This is a genomic window from Microbispora bryophytorum (genome assembly GCF_043197435.1).
In the GTDB taxonomy this organism is placed as follows: domain Bacteria; phylum Actinomycetota; class Actinomycetes; order Streptosporangiales; family Streptosporangiaceae; genus Microbispora; species Microbispora bryophytorum.
Window position 1 is genome coordinate 76,577 of the sequence record NZ_JBICTF010000012.1, and the last position, 14,053, is coordinate 90,629.

General features: G+C 72.2%; 14 protein-coding genes. 3 read left to right on the forward strand and 11 right to left on the reverse strand.

Annotation, left to right across the window (positions count from 1 at the left end):
• Positions 1 to 19: 19 nt before the first annotated feature.
• Together ACGFIB_RS32105 and ACGFIB_RS32110 are read right to left on the reverse strand one after the other, a co-directional pair.
• Positions 20 to 487 carry a DoxX family protein gene (locus ACGFIB_RS32105; RefSeq protein WP_223854278.1) on the reverse strand — a complete coding sequence of 156 codons (468 nt, stop codon included), beginning with the start codon at positions 485 to 487 and terminating at the stop codon, positions 20 to 22.
• Positions 488 to 623: 136 nt separating this feature from the next.
• A complete protein-coding gene (locus tag ACGFIB_RS32110) occupies positions 624 to 2,093 on the reverse strand; it encodes an MFS transporter (protein ID WP_393376840.1) in 1,470 nt (489 codons plus the stop codon).
• Between the two features lie 247 nt (positions 2,094 to 2,340).
• Here ACGFIB_RS32110 and ACGFIB_RS32115 point away from each other — a divergent pair, with 247 nt between their 5' ends.
• Positions 2,341 to 3,720: an FAD-dependent monooxygenase gene (locus ACGFIB_RS32115; RefSeq protein ID WP_357263322.1), complete on the forward strand. Its 1,380-nt coding sequence runs from the start codon at positions 2,341 to 2,343 to the stop codon at positions 3,718 to 3,720.
• A 35-nt stretch (positions 3,721 to 3,755) separates the two neighbouring features.
• On the opposite strand, the gene ACGFIB_RS32120 is transcribed toward ACGFIB_RS32115, so the two are convergent.
• From ACGFIB_RS32120 to ACGFIB_RS32150, 7 genes are all read right to left on the reverse strand, one after another.
• Complete coding sequence (locus ACGFIB_RS32120; protein ID WP_142574959.1) at positions 3,756 to 4,847, reverse strand: SPFH domain-containing protein; 1,092 nt, start codon at positions 4,845 to 4,847, stop codon at positions 3,756 to 3,758.
• 3 nt (positions 4,848 to 4,850) lie between these two features.
• Positions 4,851 to 5,282: an NfeD family protein gene (locus ACGFIB_RS32125; protein ID WP_142574958.1), complete on the reverse strand. Its 432-nt coding sequence runs from the start codon at positions 5,280 to 5,282 to the stop codon at positions 4,851 to 4,853.
• 110 nt (positions 5,283 to 5,392) lie between these two features.
• Positions 5,393 to 5,824 (reverse strand): VOC family protein, encoded by a 432-nt coding sequence (locus tag ACGFIB_RS32130; RefSeq protein ID WP_142574957.1) that lies wholly within the window; start codon positions 5,822 to 5,824, stop codon positions 5,393 to 5,395.
• 46 nt (positions 5,825 to 5,870) lie between these two features.
• The gene (locus tag ACGFIB_RS32135; RefSeq protein ID WP_393376843.1) at positions 5,871 to 7,076 is read right to left on the reverse strand and encodes a L,D-transpeptidase; all 1,206 of its coding nucleotides are present in this window, start codon (positions 7,074 to 7,076) and stop codon (positions 5,871 to 5,873) included.
• Between the two features lie 38 nt (positions 7,077 to 7,114).
• Positions 7,115 to 8,206 carry a fumarylacetoacetase gene (gene fahA, locus ACGFIB_RS32140; RefSeq protein ID WP_393376845.1) on the reverse strand — a complete coding sequence of 364 codons (1,092 nt, stop codon included), beginning with the start codon at positions 8,204 to 8,206 and terminating at the stop codon, positions 7,115 to 7,117.
• Positions 8,203 to 9,369, reverse strand: a complete 1,167-nt coding sequence (locus ACGFIB_RS32145; RefSeq protein WP_393376847.1) for a homogentisate 1,2-dioxygenase — start codon at positions 9,367 to 9,369, stop codon at positions 8,203 to 8,205. Before ACGFIB_RS32145 ends, fahA begins: the two co-directional genes overlap by 4 nt.
• A gap of 147 nt (positions 9,370 to 9,516) precedes the next feature.
• Positions 9,517 to 10,170, reverse strand: coding sequence for an IclR family transcriptional regulator (locus ACGFIB_RS32150; RefSeq protein ID WP_223854277.1), 654 nt, complete (start codon positions 10,168 to 10,170; stop codon positions 9,517 to 9,519).
• Between the two features lie 97 nt (positions 10,171 to 10,267).
• Here ACGFIB_RS32150 and ACGFIB_RS32155 point away from each other — a divergent pair, with 97 nt between their 5' ends.
• Complete coding sequence (locus ACGFIB_RS32155) at positions 10,268 to 11,392, forward strand: NAD(P)/FAD-dependent oxidoreductase (protein ID WP_393376848.1); 1,125 nt, start codon at positions 10,268 to 10,270, stop codon at positions 11,390 to 11,392.
• 20 nt (positions 11,393 to 11,412) lie between these two features.
• On the opposite strand, the gene ACGFIB_RS32160 is transcribed toward ACGFIB_RS32155, so the two are convergent.
• Positions 11,413 to 12,582, reverse strand: a complete 1,170-nt coding sequence (locus tag ACGFIB_RS32160; protein ID WP_393376849.1) for a PucR family transcriptional regulator — start codon at positions 12,580 to 12,582, stop codon at positions 11,413 to 11,415.
• Positions 12,583 to 12,640: 58 nt separating this feature from the next.
• Positions 12,641 to 12,883 carry an EF-hand domain-containing protein gene (locus ACGFIB_RS32165; RefSeq protein WP_357025629.1) on the reverse strand — a complete coding sequence of 81 codons (243 nt, stop codon included), beginning with the start codon at positions 12,881 to 12,883 and terminating at the stop codon, positions 12,641 to 12,643.
• 108 nt (positions 12,884 to 12,991) lie between these two features.
• Between ACGFIB_RS32165 and ACGFIB_RS32170 the strand changes: the two genes are divergently transcribed.
• Complete coding sequence (locus ACGFIB_RS32170; RefSeq protein ID WP_393376851.1) at positions 12,992 to 13,906, forward strand: SDR family oxidoreductase; 915 nt, start codon at positions 12,992 to 12,994, stop codon at positions 13,904 to 13,906.
• The last annotated feature ends 147 nt before the right edge of the window (positions 13,907 to 14,053 follow it).

The window sequence follows — 14,053 nt, forward strand, 5'->3', positions numbered from 1 at the left end:
CAGCGTCATGCGGGCGTCATCACGACCTGTGTTCCACGGCCTTCGCCCTGCGGCCCTGCCACAGGTTGTCGGCGGCGAGGGCGCCTCCTCCGCTGAAGGCGATGGCGAGGCTGGCCGCCGCGAGGCTCAGGACGAACTCGACGCCGTCGTCGGCGATGAAGAAGCCCTTGCTGCCGTGGACGAAGACGATCGCTCCCAGCATGTCGAGCGTGAGCAGCGTACCGACCACCGGCAGCAGCAGCCCGAGCACCAGTGCCACGCCTCCGGCCAGCTCCAAGGTCGCGATCACCACGGCCGACACCCAGGGAACAGGCACGCCCTGCGATGCGAAAAACGCGGCCGTGCCGCCGATGCCCGACATCGCGAACTTCTCCCATCCGTTCGCGATGAAGACGGTGCCCAGGCCGATGCGGGCGAGCAGCAGCGCGATCCGCCGTGCCCTCTCGATCAGAGTCGGCTGTTCATCCAACGCCTGGCTACCCATCATGGACGTCCACCGCGGACCGTCGAGCGACGAGACGACATATTCACGACGCTATGGACCGGTCGGATAGGCGGACAATCCCTGTCCGGTCAACGGTCCGTTCGGTAATTCACGTCCTCGGCCGCCCGGCCCACATGCTTCATCCGGGCCGCCGGACGGCGCGACGCTCGACGAACACGTCGGCGACCCCGGCGGCCAGGGCGGCCAGCACGAACATGATGTTGACCAGCAGCGCTTGCTGAAACGACGCCGCATAGATGCCATGAGCCGAGCCCACCGCCGCGATACCGACGGAGGCACCGATGCGCTGTCCCATCTGCAACATGCCGCCGGCGACCCCGGCCTCGGCGACGGGCACCGCCGACAGGGTCAGCGTCTGGTTGGGCGAGACGATCAGGCCGTTGCCCACCCCGGCGACGAACAACGGCGCCGCGATCGCCCAGGCCGCGTTCTGGCCGGAGACCAGCCGCGTGGCGGGTTCGGTGGCGCCCAGCCCGAGTGTGACCAGCACCAGCCCGAACACGACCAGCGGGCGGCCGAACCGGACGACGACCCGGCCGCCCAGGGCGGCGCTGAGCGCCGATCCCAGCGCGAATGCCGCGCTCACCCAGCCCGCCCGCAGAGCGGAATAGTGCAAGCCCTCCTGGAGGTACTGGGTGATGATGAAGAAGATCGCGGTGAATCCGCCGAAGTAGAGCAGCGCGAGCAAGGTTCCGAGGGCGTACGAGCCCCGGCGGAACAAGGAAAGATCGACGATCGGGTCGCGGCGCTTGCCGTACCAGTGCTCCCAGCCCACGAAACCGGTGAGCACGACGGCCCCGGCCAGTATCAGCAGCCACTTGCCCTGTCCCGGCCATGCGCGCCCCTCCACGAGCGGAAGGATCAGCAGCAGGACGCCGGCGGCCAGGAGCAGCACTCCCACAGGATCCATGCTTTCCCGCTGCCGCTGCCGCTGCCGCTGGCGCTTCCCGGCCGGCCGGCCGGGGATGTACCGGTACGCCAAGATCATGGCGATCAGGCTGATCGGAATGCTGACGTGCAGGACGTGGCGCCACCCCTCACGCTGACCGCTGAACTGGATGAGCAGGCCGCCGAGCAACGGGCCGACCGCGGTGGAGATGCTCATCGTGGCACCCAGCAGGCCGAACGCCCGGCCGCGCTCCGCCCCCTGGAACAGCTGCTGGATCAGGCCGGTGACCTGCGGAGCGATCACCCCCGCTGCCGCCCCCTGCACGACCCGCGCCGTGATCAGCCAACTCGACTCGGGGGCTGCTCCGGCGGCGGCGCTGGCCAGGGCGAACAGGGCCGCGCCGAAGAGAAACACGTTGCGCCGGCCGTGCGTGTCGCCGAATCGCCCGGCGGGCACCAGCAGCAGCCCGAAGGCGAACGCGTATCCCGACACCACCCACTGCAGGGCGCTCGGCGGGGCGTCCAGCGCGACGCGGATGGAGGGCAGCGCCACGTTGACGATGCTGATGTCCAACCATGTGACGAAACCGGCGATCAGGCAGACGGTCAGCGCCTTCCAGCGGCGGGGGTCGGCACCCATCTGCCCGTGCCTGCCGGGCGTCCCGTCCGCGGGGACCCCGCCGCTCGACCGGTCAGGCACCGGTGCGCGCACCTCGCCCCGGCGAAGCGGCGGGGAGCCGCCCACCCTTCACGCAGATGCCCACACACCAGGTCACAGCCTTCCCCTCACGTGTCCAGCAGCAGTGGTCCCCCTGATCGGGTACCCGTCAGCTCACCGCTCACTTATCGCGATGACAGTCGTCACGGGATTTGGCCGGCGATCGCCGCGGCGGGGCATGACAGGCGCCTGACAGAGGTTTGGCAGAGCGGCCTGTCACGGTCGGGGCATGCATGAGAACACGGATGTACTGATCGCCGGGGCCGGGCCGACCGGGCTCACCCTCGCCGTGGACCTGGCCCGCCGGGGCGTCGCCTTCCGCATCGTCGACCAGGCGCCCGAGCCCGCGGCCGGCTCCAAGGGCAAGGGCCTGCAACCGCGTTCGCAGGAGGTCTTCGACGACCTCGGGGTGATCGGCCCGATCCTGGCGGCGGCGACGCCCTACCCGCCGCTGCGGGTCAGGATCGGCGCCGTGCCGATCTGGCAGGCCCGCATGCACAGGACCGCCGCGGCCACGGACGCGGTGCCGTACCCGACGGTGCTGATGCACCCGCAGTGGCGCACGGAGGCGGTGCTGCGCGAGCGCCTGGCCGGGCTGGGCGGGAAGGTGGAGCAGAGCAGCGCGCTGACCGGCTTCGAGCAGGACGCGGACGGGGTGACCGCCAGGCTCGGCACGGGACAGAGCCTGCGGGCGCGTTACCTGGTCGCGGCGGACGGCGGCAGGAGCCAGGTGCGCAAGGCCCTCGGCATCGGCTTCGCCGGCGAGACCCGCGAGGAGGAGCGGATGGCCCTCGGCGACGTACGGGCCGAGGGGCTCGACCGGGACCACATCCACGTCTGGGTGCGGCCGGGCAGGGGAATGGTGGCGCTCTATCCGATGGCCGGCACCGACACCTTCCAGATGCTCGCCTCGCTGAAGCCGGGGGTCACACCGGAGCAGACGTTGTCCGGATATCAGCGGATTCTCGCTGAGAGGTCCATGCTGCGCCGGGTGCGCCTGACCGAGCTGCTCTGGTCCTCCCTCTACCGGGTGAACATCCGCCTCGCCGACCGCTACCGGTCCGGCCGGGTCTTCCTGGCCGGGGACGCCGCCCACGTGCACCCGCCGGCGGGCGGGCAGGGGCTCAACACCGGCGTCCAGGACGCCTACAACCTGGGCTGGAAGCTCGCCCGGGTGCTCGCGGGGGCGCCGGAGGCGCTGCTCGACACCTACGAGGAGGAGCGCAGGCCCGTCGCCGCCGGGGTGCTCGGCCTCAGCGTGGATCTCGCCGACAGGAAGTCCTACAAACGTGGCGAGGACACCTACCAGCTCTCGCTGAGCTACCGGGGCGGCTCGCTCGCCCGGCGCGGCGGCGACCGGGTGCCGGACGGCCCGCTGCCGCTGGCGGACGGGACGCGGGCCCGCATGTTCGACCTGCTGCGGGGCCCGCACTTCACCCTGCTGTCCCCCGGCCCCGCTCCGCGCGTCCCCGGCGGTCCCGAGGTGCGGGCGTACGCGCCGGCCGGGCCGTACGGCGGCGAGCGGCACACCCTCGTACGGCCGGACGGCCACGTCGGGATCTCCACCTCCTCGGTGGAGGAGCTCGCCGCCTACCTGGCCATGGTCTGAACGCCGGGGTCTGAACGCCGGGGTCTGACGCCGGGCTACGGCCGCTCGTCCGGGCGTACGGCGTGGGCCGGGTCGGGGTTGGGGACGTCCGCACCGAGGACGGGGCGGGAGGCTTCGATCTGGCGCGGTCCCAGCTCGCTGTCCTCGGCCGCCGCCTTGGCCTCGGCGGCGGCGCGCTCGGCCTCGGCGACCGCCTCGTCGCGCGCCGTCCTCCGCTCGTGCTCCCTGCCGTCCGTCACGGTGGCCCGGCTCGCGGGCAGCGACTCGGTGAACGCCTTCGACAGCGTGCCGAGCGCCGAGGTGACCTCGCTCGGGATCACCCACATCGTGTTGCCCTGACCCTGGGCGAGCTGGGGCAGCACCTGGAGGTACTGGTAGGCGAGCAGCTTGGGGTCGGGGTCGTTGCGGTGCACGGCCTGGAACACCTCGTCGATCGCCTGCGACTGACCCTGGGCCTTGAGGATCTGGGAGGTCCGCTCGCCCTCGGCACGCAGGATCGCGCTCTGCTTGTCACCTTCGGCCGTGAGGATCTGCGACTGCCGCTGGCCCTCGGCCGTGAGGATCGCCGCGCGCTTGTCCCGCTCGGCGCGCATCTGCTTCTCCATGGCGTCCTTGATGGTCTTCGGCGGGTCGATCGCCTTGATCTCGACCCGGTTGACCCGGATGCCCCACTTGCCGGTCGCCTCGTCCAGCACGCCGCGCAGCTGGCTGTTGATCATGTCACGAGAGGTGAGCGTCTTCTCCAGGTCCATGCCGCCGACCACGTTGCGCAGCGTCGTCACGGTGAGCTGCTCGACACCCTGGATGAAGTTGGCGATCTCGTACTCCGCCGCCCGGGGATCGGTGACCTGGAAATACAGCACCGTGTCGATGTCCACGACGAGGTTGTCCTCGGTGATGACCGGCTGCGGTTTGAACGACACCACCTGCTCGCGCAGGTCCAGTAGCGGGCGGACCCGGTCGATGTAGGGGATGACGAAGTTCAGGCCGGGGCCAAGCGTGCGGTAGTACCTGCCCAGGCGCTCGACGTTGCCGGCTCTCGCCTGGGGCACGATCCGGACCGCTCGCAGCACCGTCAGGATCGCGACGAACGCGATGACGATTCCGGCGATCAGTGCAGCGTCCATTGCTCACTCCCGGGGATATACGAGGGCGGTGGCGCCCTCGATCTCTATGACATCGACCGTGGCCCCCGGCGGGATCACGAGCGTCTCGTCGTAGGCACGTGCCGACCACTCCTCGCTGCCGATCTGCACCCGGCCTTCCCTGCCGGTGACCTCCCTGGTCACGTAGGCGGACTTGCCGACGAGGGCGGACACGCCGAAGCGTTTCGGCGGCGGCTGCTTGATGTGCCGGAGCGCGATCGGGCGCACCCCGGCGAGGCCGGCGGCGGAGGCGATGACGAACACGGCGAGCTGGAGCGCGGGCGGCAGCCCGACGGCCGCGACGGCGGTCGTGAGCAGGGCCGCGATGGACAGCAGCCCCAATGAAGCGGTCAGCGTGAAGATCTCTGCCACGCCCAGTGCCGCCGCCAGGATGAGCCAAATGATCCAGGGGTCCATTGCCGCCTCCATAGGAGGAACGAACACCGCTCGGGTGGGGTTCCTCCTCAAACCTAACGCGTTAGGTCGCGTTGTCCCAGAGGCGGGCCTTACTCAGGGAACCCGGGGCCTCACCCAGGGGAAGCGGTGACGCGGAACTCGTTGCCCTCGGGGTCGGCCATCAGGATGTGGTCGTCGAACGCCTCCAGGATCGTGCCGCCGGCCCGCACCAGCCGGGCGGCCTCCGTCCTGATCCGCTCCCACCGGTCGGCGGCCGTGCCGTCTCCCGGCACGCGCACGTCGATGTGGAGCCGGTTTTCCGCCGTCTTCCGCTCGGGGACCCGGACGATGGAGAACCGGGGGCCGGCCCCCTCGGGGTCGCAGAGGCAGGCTCCGTCGTCCTCGGCGCCGCCGGCCGGCAGGCCGAACCGCGCGAGCGACTCCTCACTGGTCGCGTGCCGGGCCGCCGGGATCTCGTCGACGTAGCCGAGCGCCGTCTTCCAGAACTCGGCGAGGAGCCGCGCGTTCTCGCAGTAAAGGGTCAGATCGATTGCTACTGCCATGCCTCGACCGTAATGCAGGATGCTGACTCGAACGCCACCGTCTCTGTCAAGAGGCGGTGGAAGGGGTCTCGGCGCCGTCCTGCCGGAGGGCGCTGCCGGCCAGCCAGCGGGGCCAGGAGAGCTGCCAGTAGCCCCAGCCGTTGTTCCACTCCAGGTCACGCGTGGTGCCGGTGACGATGACGGGATCGCCGCGCAGCGCATGCTCGTAGAACCACCGCGCCTGGTCGGGGCCGACGTTCACGCAGCCGTGGCTGACGTTGACGCGGCCCTGCGCCCACACGTTGTCCAGCGCGTGGACGTACTCGCCGCTGTTGGAGATCCGCACGGCGTAGTCGATGAGTTTGTCGTAGTAGCCGGGGTCGCCCTTGTCGCGGCCGGGCGAGACCATGCGGACCGGGTTGCCCCTGTCCATCGTCAGGTGGATTCCGCTCGTGGTCGTGTATTCCCTGGTGGTCGCCATGCCGGCGCTGATCGGCATGCGCTGGACCACCCTGCCGTCCTGCCGCACCACCATCTGGTGGGTGCGGGCGTCGACCGAGCTGATCATGGCCCGTCCCACGGTGAAGGCCACGCTCCGGTCGGCGGCGCCGTACGTGCCGGGGGCGGCGCGGACGCCGGCGAGATGGGCGGTGACGCGCACCTCGCCGCCGGTCGGCCACCACTTCCGCGGCCGGTAGACGACCTGGGTGGAGCTCGCCCAGTGCCACGCGCCCTCGGCCGGGCCCCGGACCTCCAGCGCGCGCTCGACCGCCGCGCGGTCCTCGACCGGTCTGGTGAACGTCACGACGATCGGCATGCCGATCCCGACGGTCTCCCCGTCGGACGGGACGACCGAGACGACGGCGAGCTCATGGCGCGGGGTGAGCGTGTGGAACCGGGCCGCGACCTGGGCGGTGACGCTCTGGGACCCGGTCGCGACCGCGTTGACGACATACTGCGTGCCGGGGCGCAGCGTCCACGACGACCGCCACACGGTGTGCGCCGGATCGAAGGCGCCGGGCACCGGGTCGCGTCCTGCGAACGCCAGCACACTGGTCAGCCTGCCGCCCTCCGCCCTGACGACCAACCCCGCCTCGGGCGCGACCGCCACCGCGCCGGAGGCCGGGGTGATCGTGATGCGCGGCGCGGGCGGCACGCGTACGGCGCAGCCCGCGACGAGCGCGGAACAGGCCACGAGAAGCACCGCGAGCGGCCCGGCGAGCAGCCCGGCGAGCAGGGTGCGGGCGGCGGGAGGCGGGGTGCGTGGCGTCACGGGCACCAAAGATAGCGATGGGTGACGACAGAAATACGCTAAGTCGCCGGAAGGATCTTCCCCGACACCTCGCCGAGGCTGACGCCGTGCGAGGTCCACGCGCTGATCGTGACGGTGTCGCCGTCCTCCAGGAAGGTCCGGGTCTCGCCGGGCAGTTTGACCGGATATGCGCCGTTCCAGGTCAGCTCGATGAGCGAGCCCGGCTGCCCGACCGACGACACCGTCCCGCTCGCGAACAGGTCGCCCGTGCGCAGCGAGGCGCCGTTCACGGTCAGGTGGGCGAGCATCTGGTCGGGCGTCCAGTACATGTCGCGGAACGACGGCGTCGAGACCGTCTCGCCGTTCAGCTCGACGTGCAGGGTGAGGTCGAGACCCCAGGGCGCCTGCCGGCGGAGGTAGGCGAGCGGCTCCGGCTCCTGCGACCGGCCCTCGACCCTGGCCTCCTCCAGGGCGTCGAGCGGCGTGATCCACGCCGACATCGAGGTGGCGAACGACTTGCCCAGGAACGGACCGAGCGGGACGTACTCCCACGCCTGGATGTCGCGGGCGCTCCAGTCGTTGACGAGCGCCACCCCGAAGACGTGGTCCTCGAACGCGCCGGCGCGCTCGCCGAGCCGGGTTGGCACTCCGACGACGAAGCCGACCTCCGCCTCGATGTCGAGCTTGCGCGACGGGCCGAACGACGGCCGCTGCCCGCACGGCCGCCTGATCGGCGTTCCCGAGACGACGACGGTGCCCGCCCGCCCGTGGTAGCCGACGGGCAGGTGCCGCCAGTTGGGCTTCAGCGGCTCGTCGTCCGGCCGGAACATCCGCCCGAGGTTCGACGCGTGCTCGAACGAGGCGTAGAAGTCGACGTAGTCGGCCACCTCGATCGGCAGGTGCGGGGTCACCTCCGCCAGCGGGATCAGGTGGTCGCCCGTGGCCGCCGCCTCCCGCGCCCGCGCCCGCGTCTCCTGCCAGGCCGCACGGCCCAGGGCCAGCAGCGGGTTGAGGCTGGGCGCCGCGTAGACGTCCCCGCCGAGGGCGGCGGCCAGGTCGAGGACCTGGTCCCCGACCCGGACGCCGACCCTGCGGGGCTCTCCGGGCCGGGAGAACACGCCGTACGGCAGGTTGCCGAGCCCGAAGCTCATCGCGCCCACGTCCACGCGTAGCCGGTGTCCTCGCAGGCCAGGGCGGCCTGGCCGAGGTCGAGCGGGCGGAACGTGTCGATCATGACGGCCATCTCGGTCGTCTCGGTGTGCCCCTGGCGCACGGCCTCGACGGCGGCCTCCACCGCGCCCGGCTGCGGGCCGTGCGTGAAGCCGGCCGGGTGGAGCGAGATCGAGCCGACGTCGATGCCCGACCCCTTCCTGGCGGTGTAGTCGCCGCCCACGTAGAACATGAACTCGTCGGAGTCCACGTTGTGGTGGTTGTACGGGATCGGCACGGCCTCCGGGTGGAAGTCCAGCGGCCGGGGGCAGAACGAGCAGACGACGAAGCCCGGCCCCTCGAAGGTCTGGTGGACCGGCGGCGGCGCGTGGGTCCGCTTCACGATCGGCTCGAAGTCCTGGATGTTGAACGCGTACGGGTAGAGGCAGCCGTCCCAGCCCACCACGTCGAAGGGATGGTGGGCGTAGGTCAGCCGGGTCAGCCCGCCCCGCGTCCTGACCAGGACCGGGACCTCCTCGCCGTCCACGAGCAGCGGCTCGGCCGGCGCGCGCAGGTCGCGCTCGCAGTACGGCGCGTGCTCCAGGAACTGGCCGAACCGGGACAGGTAGCGCTTGGGCGGCCTGATGTGCCCGGCCGCCTCGATCACCAGCGCGGTCACCGGGCCCTCGGGCACCCACCGGTGGATCGTCCCGGTCGGGATGACGACGTAGTCGCCCTCGGCCACGTCCAGCGCGCCGTACGCCGACTCGAACCTGGCCCGGCCGCGCGCGATGTAGACGCACTGGTCGCCCATCGAGTCGCGGTACAGCTCGCTGGGCGCGTCCGTCGCGGCGTACGAGATGCGGACGTCGGAGTTGCCCGCGAGCGGCATCCGACCGGAGACCAGGTCGCCGTCGGGCGTCAGGTCCCGGGTGCGGAAATGGCGCGGGGACAGCGGCAGGTTGGGCGTGAGGCCGGGCGCTCCCGCGTCCACGGCCTCGGCCTTGACGATGGCGGTCGGCGCGTGACGGTGGTAGAGCAGCGAGGAGTCGGAGGAGAAGCCCTCCTCTCCCATGAGCTCCTCCTTGTACAGCCCGCCGTCGGGCGCGCGGAACTGCACGTGGCGCTTGCGCGGCACCTGCCCGACCACCCGGTAGTACGGCATGACGCCTCCTCTGCCGGTCCCTTGGGAGCGCTTGTCCGTTAATCGGACGTATGCGTCCTATATATGTACGACGATTCGTCATGCCGCCCGGAATGTCAAGACGGCGGCCACGAGCGCGCCGAGCCCCGGCTGCTGGAACGGCGACCGTCAGCGCGGGGGCTCGGACAGGGCGGACGTGAGTCGGCAGGCGGCCTCCAAGACCAGTGGGCCCACCTTGTCCGCGTCGAGATCGGTGAAGCTGACCACCCCGACGGACGCCTCCAGCCACGGCAGGCCCGGAATCGGCGCCGCGATGCCCTGCGCGCCCTCCTGGAGGTGCCCGCTGCTCGTGTGCAGCGGCGGCTCGGTGCGGCCCTCGCGCCGCGCGAGCAGCGCCAGCCCGGCCGCGCCGCGCGTCAGCGGATGGCGCGAGCCCTCCCGGTAGGCGACGTGGAAGTCGGTCCACGACGGCTCGACCACCGCGACCGCCAGGCCCTCGTCGCCCTCGGCCATGGTCAGGTGCGCGGTCGCTCCCGCCTGCTCGGCGAGCGCGCGCAGCGTCGGCAGCGCCGCCGCCCGCAGCAGGGGGTGCACGGCCTGGGCCAGCACGAGCACCCCGAAGCCCAGGTGCACGCGGCCGTGCGCGTCCCGCCGGGCGAAGCCCTCGGCCTGCAGGGTCGTCAGGAGGCGGTAGACGATCGGCCGGCTCAGGCCCAGCTCCTGGGCGAGCTCGGTCGGCGTGCGGCCCCTGTTCGCGTCGGCGAGCAGTCGCAACAGCCGCAAGCCCCGTTCGAGCGTCTGCGCCGATTCGGCCGCCATCATGCTCCGATTATCGCGGCACCGGTGCGCCTGTAGGCGAAAACCACATTCGACGTAGCCTACGTCGGACGTAGGTCCGTCCGCGATCAAGGAGTGGTGGATGAAGTCGGCGATCGTCGTGGGGGCGGGGATCTGGGGGGCGTCGCTGGCGTTACGGCTGGCCGACGAGGGCTGGCGGGTGACGCTCGTCGAGCAGTACGCGCCGGGCCACGTGCGTCAGGCCAGCGCCGGGGAGACCCGCCTGCTGCGCTGCGCGCACGGCTCGGACGACTGGTATCCCCGACTGGCCTGGCAGGCCCGCGACGACTGGCGCCGGCTGGAACGGCGGAGCGGCGAGGAGCTGTACGTCGAGTCGGGGCTGATGTGGTTCGCCCGCGACCCGGACGGCTGGGAGACGCGCAGCGCCCGGGTGCTCGAGCGGCTGGACATCCCCTGCGAGATGCTCGACCCGGCCGAGGCGGCGCGGCGGTTTCCCGGCCTGCGGGGCGACGACCTCGCCTTCGTGCTGTGGGAGCCGAACGCCGGAGTGCTGCGGGCCCGGCGGGCGACGCAGGTGACCGCGCGCCTGGCCGGCGCGGCCGGCGTCCGGCAGGTCCGCGCCCGTGCCGTGCCGTACGGACGCGGCGCCGGGGTCGTGGCGGACGGCGAGGTGCTGACGGCGGACCGCGTGGTGTGGGCGTGCGGCGCGTGGCTGCCGCGGCTGTTCCCGCACGAGGCGGGACACGTCGAGGTGACGCGGCAGGACACCTTCCACTTCGGGGTGCCCAGGGACTGGACCACGCCGCCGCTGCCCGCGTTCTGCGACTACGACCTGTCGGCGTACGGGCACGGCGACCTGGACGGCATGGGGATGAAGGTCACCGGCGACGCCGAGGGCGAGCCGTACGACGCGGAGAGCGGCGGCAGGCGGGTGCTGCGGCACACCGAGGAGCAGGCGCGCGCCTACCTGGCCAGGCGGTTCCCTTCGCTGGTGGGCGCGCCGGTGGTGTTCAGCCAGGTCTGCCAGTACGCGCTGACCAGGGACGCCGAGTGGATCATCGCCGAGATCGATGACGGCGTCTGGCTGCTCGGCGGCGAGTCCGGGCACGGCTTCAAGCACGCCCCGGCCCTGGCCGGATACGTGGCGGAGATCCTCGACGGCGCGCGGGAGCCGGAGGCGCGGTTCGGCCTGCACAGGCGGCCGGTGGCGCGGGGCCTGCGCACCAGCGGCGGCACCATGCCGTAGGGAGGGCGGCCGGCGGGCGCCTAGGTCGTGCCCTGGCGGGCCTGGCGGGCCTGGCGGGCCTGGCGGGCGCGCAGGACGATCTCCAACTCGAACCGGACGTCGGGGTCGGAGAGCGCGTCGCCGTACAGCTGCTCAATCTGGCGCAGGCGATACCGCACGGTCTGCGGGTGGACGTGGAGCGCCGCGGCGACCTCCGCGACGCCCCGGCCGTGACACAGCCAGGCGAGCAGGGTCTCGGCCAGGCGGTCCTGCCGGCTCTGGGGCAGGTGGGCGAGGGGCGCGAGGCGCACCTCCGCCAGGGCGGCCACCAGGTCCTCGTCCTTGAAGACGACCAGCGTGGCCATGTGGTCGGCGCAGCGCAGCAGTCCCCGCCGGGGCAGGATGCCGCGGGTGCCGAGGTCGAGGGCCTCCCTGGCCCAGCCGAGCGAGTCCGCGGCGGCGGCGAGCGGCACGGCGGGGCCGATCGCGGCCCGCCATCCGCGCAGGACGCTCTCCAGTGCCTGCACCCGCCCGGGGCCGCCCGGGTCCGGCACCACGAGACACGGGGCGTTGCGGTCGAGCCCGGTCAGCACGTCCGGCGGCAGCACCGGCAGGGGAGAGCCGCCGTCGCGTTCCTCCAGCGCCACCCCGGCGACCGTGCGGGGGAGCCGCCAGCCGACCGCCCTGGCCAGGTCGGCGACGGCCTCCGGCGAGGCCGCCGGACGGGTGAGCAGCAGGTCGAGCAGCCGCCGGCGGCGGCGCTCCATCTCGCCCGCCGCGTGCGCCCGCGCCTCGGCGAAGCCCTGCGCCGCCGCGTCGGCGAGCTGGTCGAGGTAGACGAAGATGGCCTCGCCCAGGTCGTACAGCGTCCTCGGGTCGAGGTCGAGCTGCTCGGACTGCTCGGTGAGCCGCCGCCACGCCACCCGCGCGCCCAGCCGCATCGCGGTCTGGAAGGGTTCGAGGCCGCGCCCCTCGGAGGCCTCGCCCCTGCCGATCGTCCGGAAGACCTCGGGGTCCCATGGAGCGCGCGGATTCTCGATGCGTTCCAGGAACCCCTGCAGCGCCTGGTTGACCGACAGCCGCAGGACCTTGATGTAGATCTCGTCGTCCGGGCGGGCGTATTCGGGCACCCGCCGCTGGATCTCCGTGATCATCTGATCGGCGACGTCGCCGATGCGGGGACGCAGCAGCCTCGCGACGCCTGCCGGCACCGCGCCCCAGAACTCGTCGTCGCCTTTCAGCGCCGGCTCAACGCCCGCTGAGCGCTGCTCAACCCTGATCCGCGCTGCTCAGCCAGGCGCCGAACTCCTCCAGATCGATCAGGCCGTCGCGGTCGGCGTCGACCCTGTCGATCGCACCCTGCGCCCCCTGAAGTGTCAGCGGCCGGCCGAGCACCTCCATCAGGCGTACGAGCTCCTCGGCGGAGATCCGCCCGTCCCTGTCGGCGTCGATAAGTTGAAAAGTCGCCGCATATTCGCTCATGCCGTCCTCCTCCGGGATCGCGATCAGCACCCTAGCTGAAAGCACGCTCTGCCCCCAGGGATCGCGGTCAAGCGGCGGGCCCGGTGTTCTGTCGCGGTCCCCGTGTTCTGTCGGTGGCGTGTGCCACCATGCCGTCTCATGACGGGCAGCCTGGTGGGGAAGGTCGCACTGGTCGCCGGGGCGACCCGGGGTGCGGGACGCGGCATCGCGATCGAGCTGGGCGCGGCGGGGGCGACGGTCTACGTGACCGGCCGCAGCACCCGTGAGCGGCGCTCGGAGATGAACCGGCCGGAGACGATCGAGGAGACGGCCGAGCTGGTGACCGCCGCGGGCGGGCGGGGGATCGCCGTGCCGGTGGACCACCTCGACCGGGAGCAGGTGCGGGCCCTCGTGGCGCGGATCGACGCCGAGCAGGGCGCGCTCGACGTGCTGGTCAACGACATCTGGGGCGGCGAGCTGCTGTTCAGCTGGACCGACCGGCTCTGGGAGCACTCGCTCGACGACGGCCTGCGCATCCTGCGGCTGGCGGTCGACACGCACATCATCACCAGCCATTACGCGCTGCCGCTGCTGATCCGCAAGCCCGGCGGCCTGGTGGTGGAGGTCACCGACGGCACGGCGGACTACAACGTGGCCAACTACCGCGTCTCGTTCTTCTACGACCTCGCGAAGACGTCCGTGAACCGCATGGCGTTCGCCCAGGCCAAGGAACTGGCGCCGCACGGGGCGACCGCGGTGTCGCTCACGCCGGGCTGGCTGCGTTCGGAGCTCATGCTGGAGCACTTCGGCGTGACGGAGGCCGACTGGCGTGATGCGCTGGCCAAAGTGCCGCACTTCGCCATCTCCGAGAGCCCGGCCTTCGTCGGACGCGCGGTGGCGGCCCTGGCCGCCGACCCGGAGGCGAGCCGCTGGAACGGGCAGTCGCTGTCCAGCGGCCAACTGGCCCAGGTGTACGGCTTCACCGACGTGGACGGCAGCCGCCCCGACTGCTGGCGATATCTCGTGGAGGTCCAGGACGCCGGCCGGCCCGCCGACGTCACCGGCTACCGCTGACAGAGCCGGTCTGGGCACCTGGGGACATCGGGCACCTGGGGACATCGGCCACTTAGGGACATCGGGCCTGGGGACATCGGGCCCAGGGACATCGGGCACCTGGGGCGCGTGCCTGCCGGCCGGGCCGCCGCGCGGCGGGCGGCGCGG

Excerpts from the sequence above, each read along its gene's own strand:
- ACGFIB_RS32125 (WP_142574958.1), bottom strand. The coding sequence starts at position 5,282 with ATGGACCCCTGGATCATTTGGCTCATCCTGGCGGCGGCACTGGGCGTG.
- ACGFIB_RS32115 (WP_357263322.1), top strand. The coding sequence starts at position 2,341 with ATGCATGAGAACACGGATGTACTGATCGCCGGGGCCGGGCCGACCGGG.
- ACGFIB_RS32120 (WP_142574959.1), bottom strand. The coding sequence starts at position 4,847 with ATGGACGCTGCACTGATCGCCGGAATCGTCATCGCGTTCGTCGCGATC.
- ACGFIB_RS32150 (WP_223854277.1), bottom strand. The coding sequence starts at position 10,170 with ATGATGGCGGCCGAATCGGCGCAGACGCTCGAACGGGGCTTGCGGCTG.
- ACGFIB_RS32105 (WP_223854278.1), bottom strand. The coding sequence starts at position 487 with ATGATGGGTAGCCAGGCGTTGGATGAACAGCCGACTCTGATCGAGAGG.
- ACGFIB_RS32170 (WP_393376851.1), top strand. The coding sequence starts at position 12,992 with ATGACGGGCAGCCTGGTGGGGAAGGTCGCACTGGTCGCCGGGGCGACC.
- ACGFIB_RS32145 (WP_393376847.1), bottom strand. The coding sequence starts at position 9,369 with ATGCCGTACTACCGGGTGGTCGGGCAGGTGCCGCGCAAGCGCCACGTG.
- ACGFIB_RS32130 (WP_142574957.1), bottom strand. The coding sequence starts at position 5,824 with ATGGCAGTAGCAATCGATCTGACCCTTTACTGCGAGAACGCGCGGCTC.
- ACGFIB_RS32155 (WP_393376848.1), top strand. The coding sequence starts at position 10,268 with ATGAAGTCGGCGATCGTCGTGGGGGCGGGGATCTGGGGGGCGTCGCTG.
- fahA (WP_393376845.1), bottom strand. The coding sequence starts at position 8,206 with ATGAGCTTCGGGCTCGGCAACCTGCCGTACGGCGTGTTCTCCCGGCCC.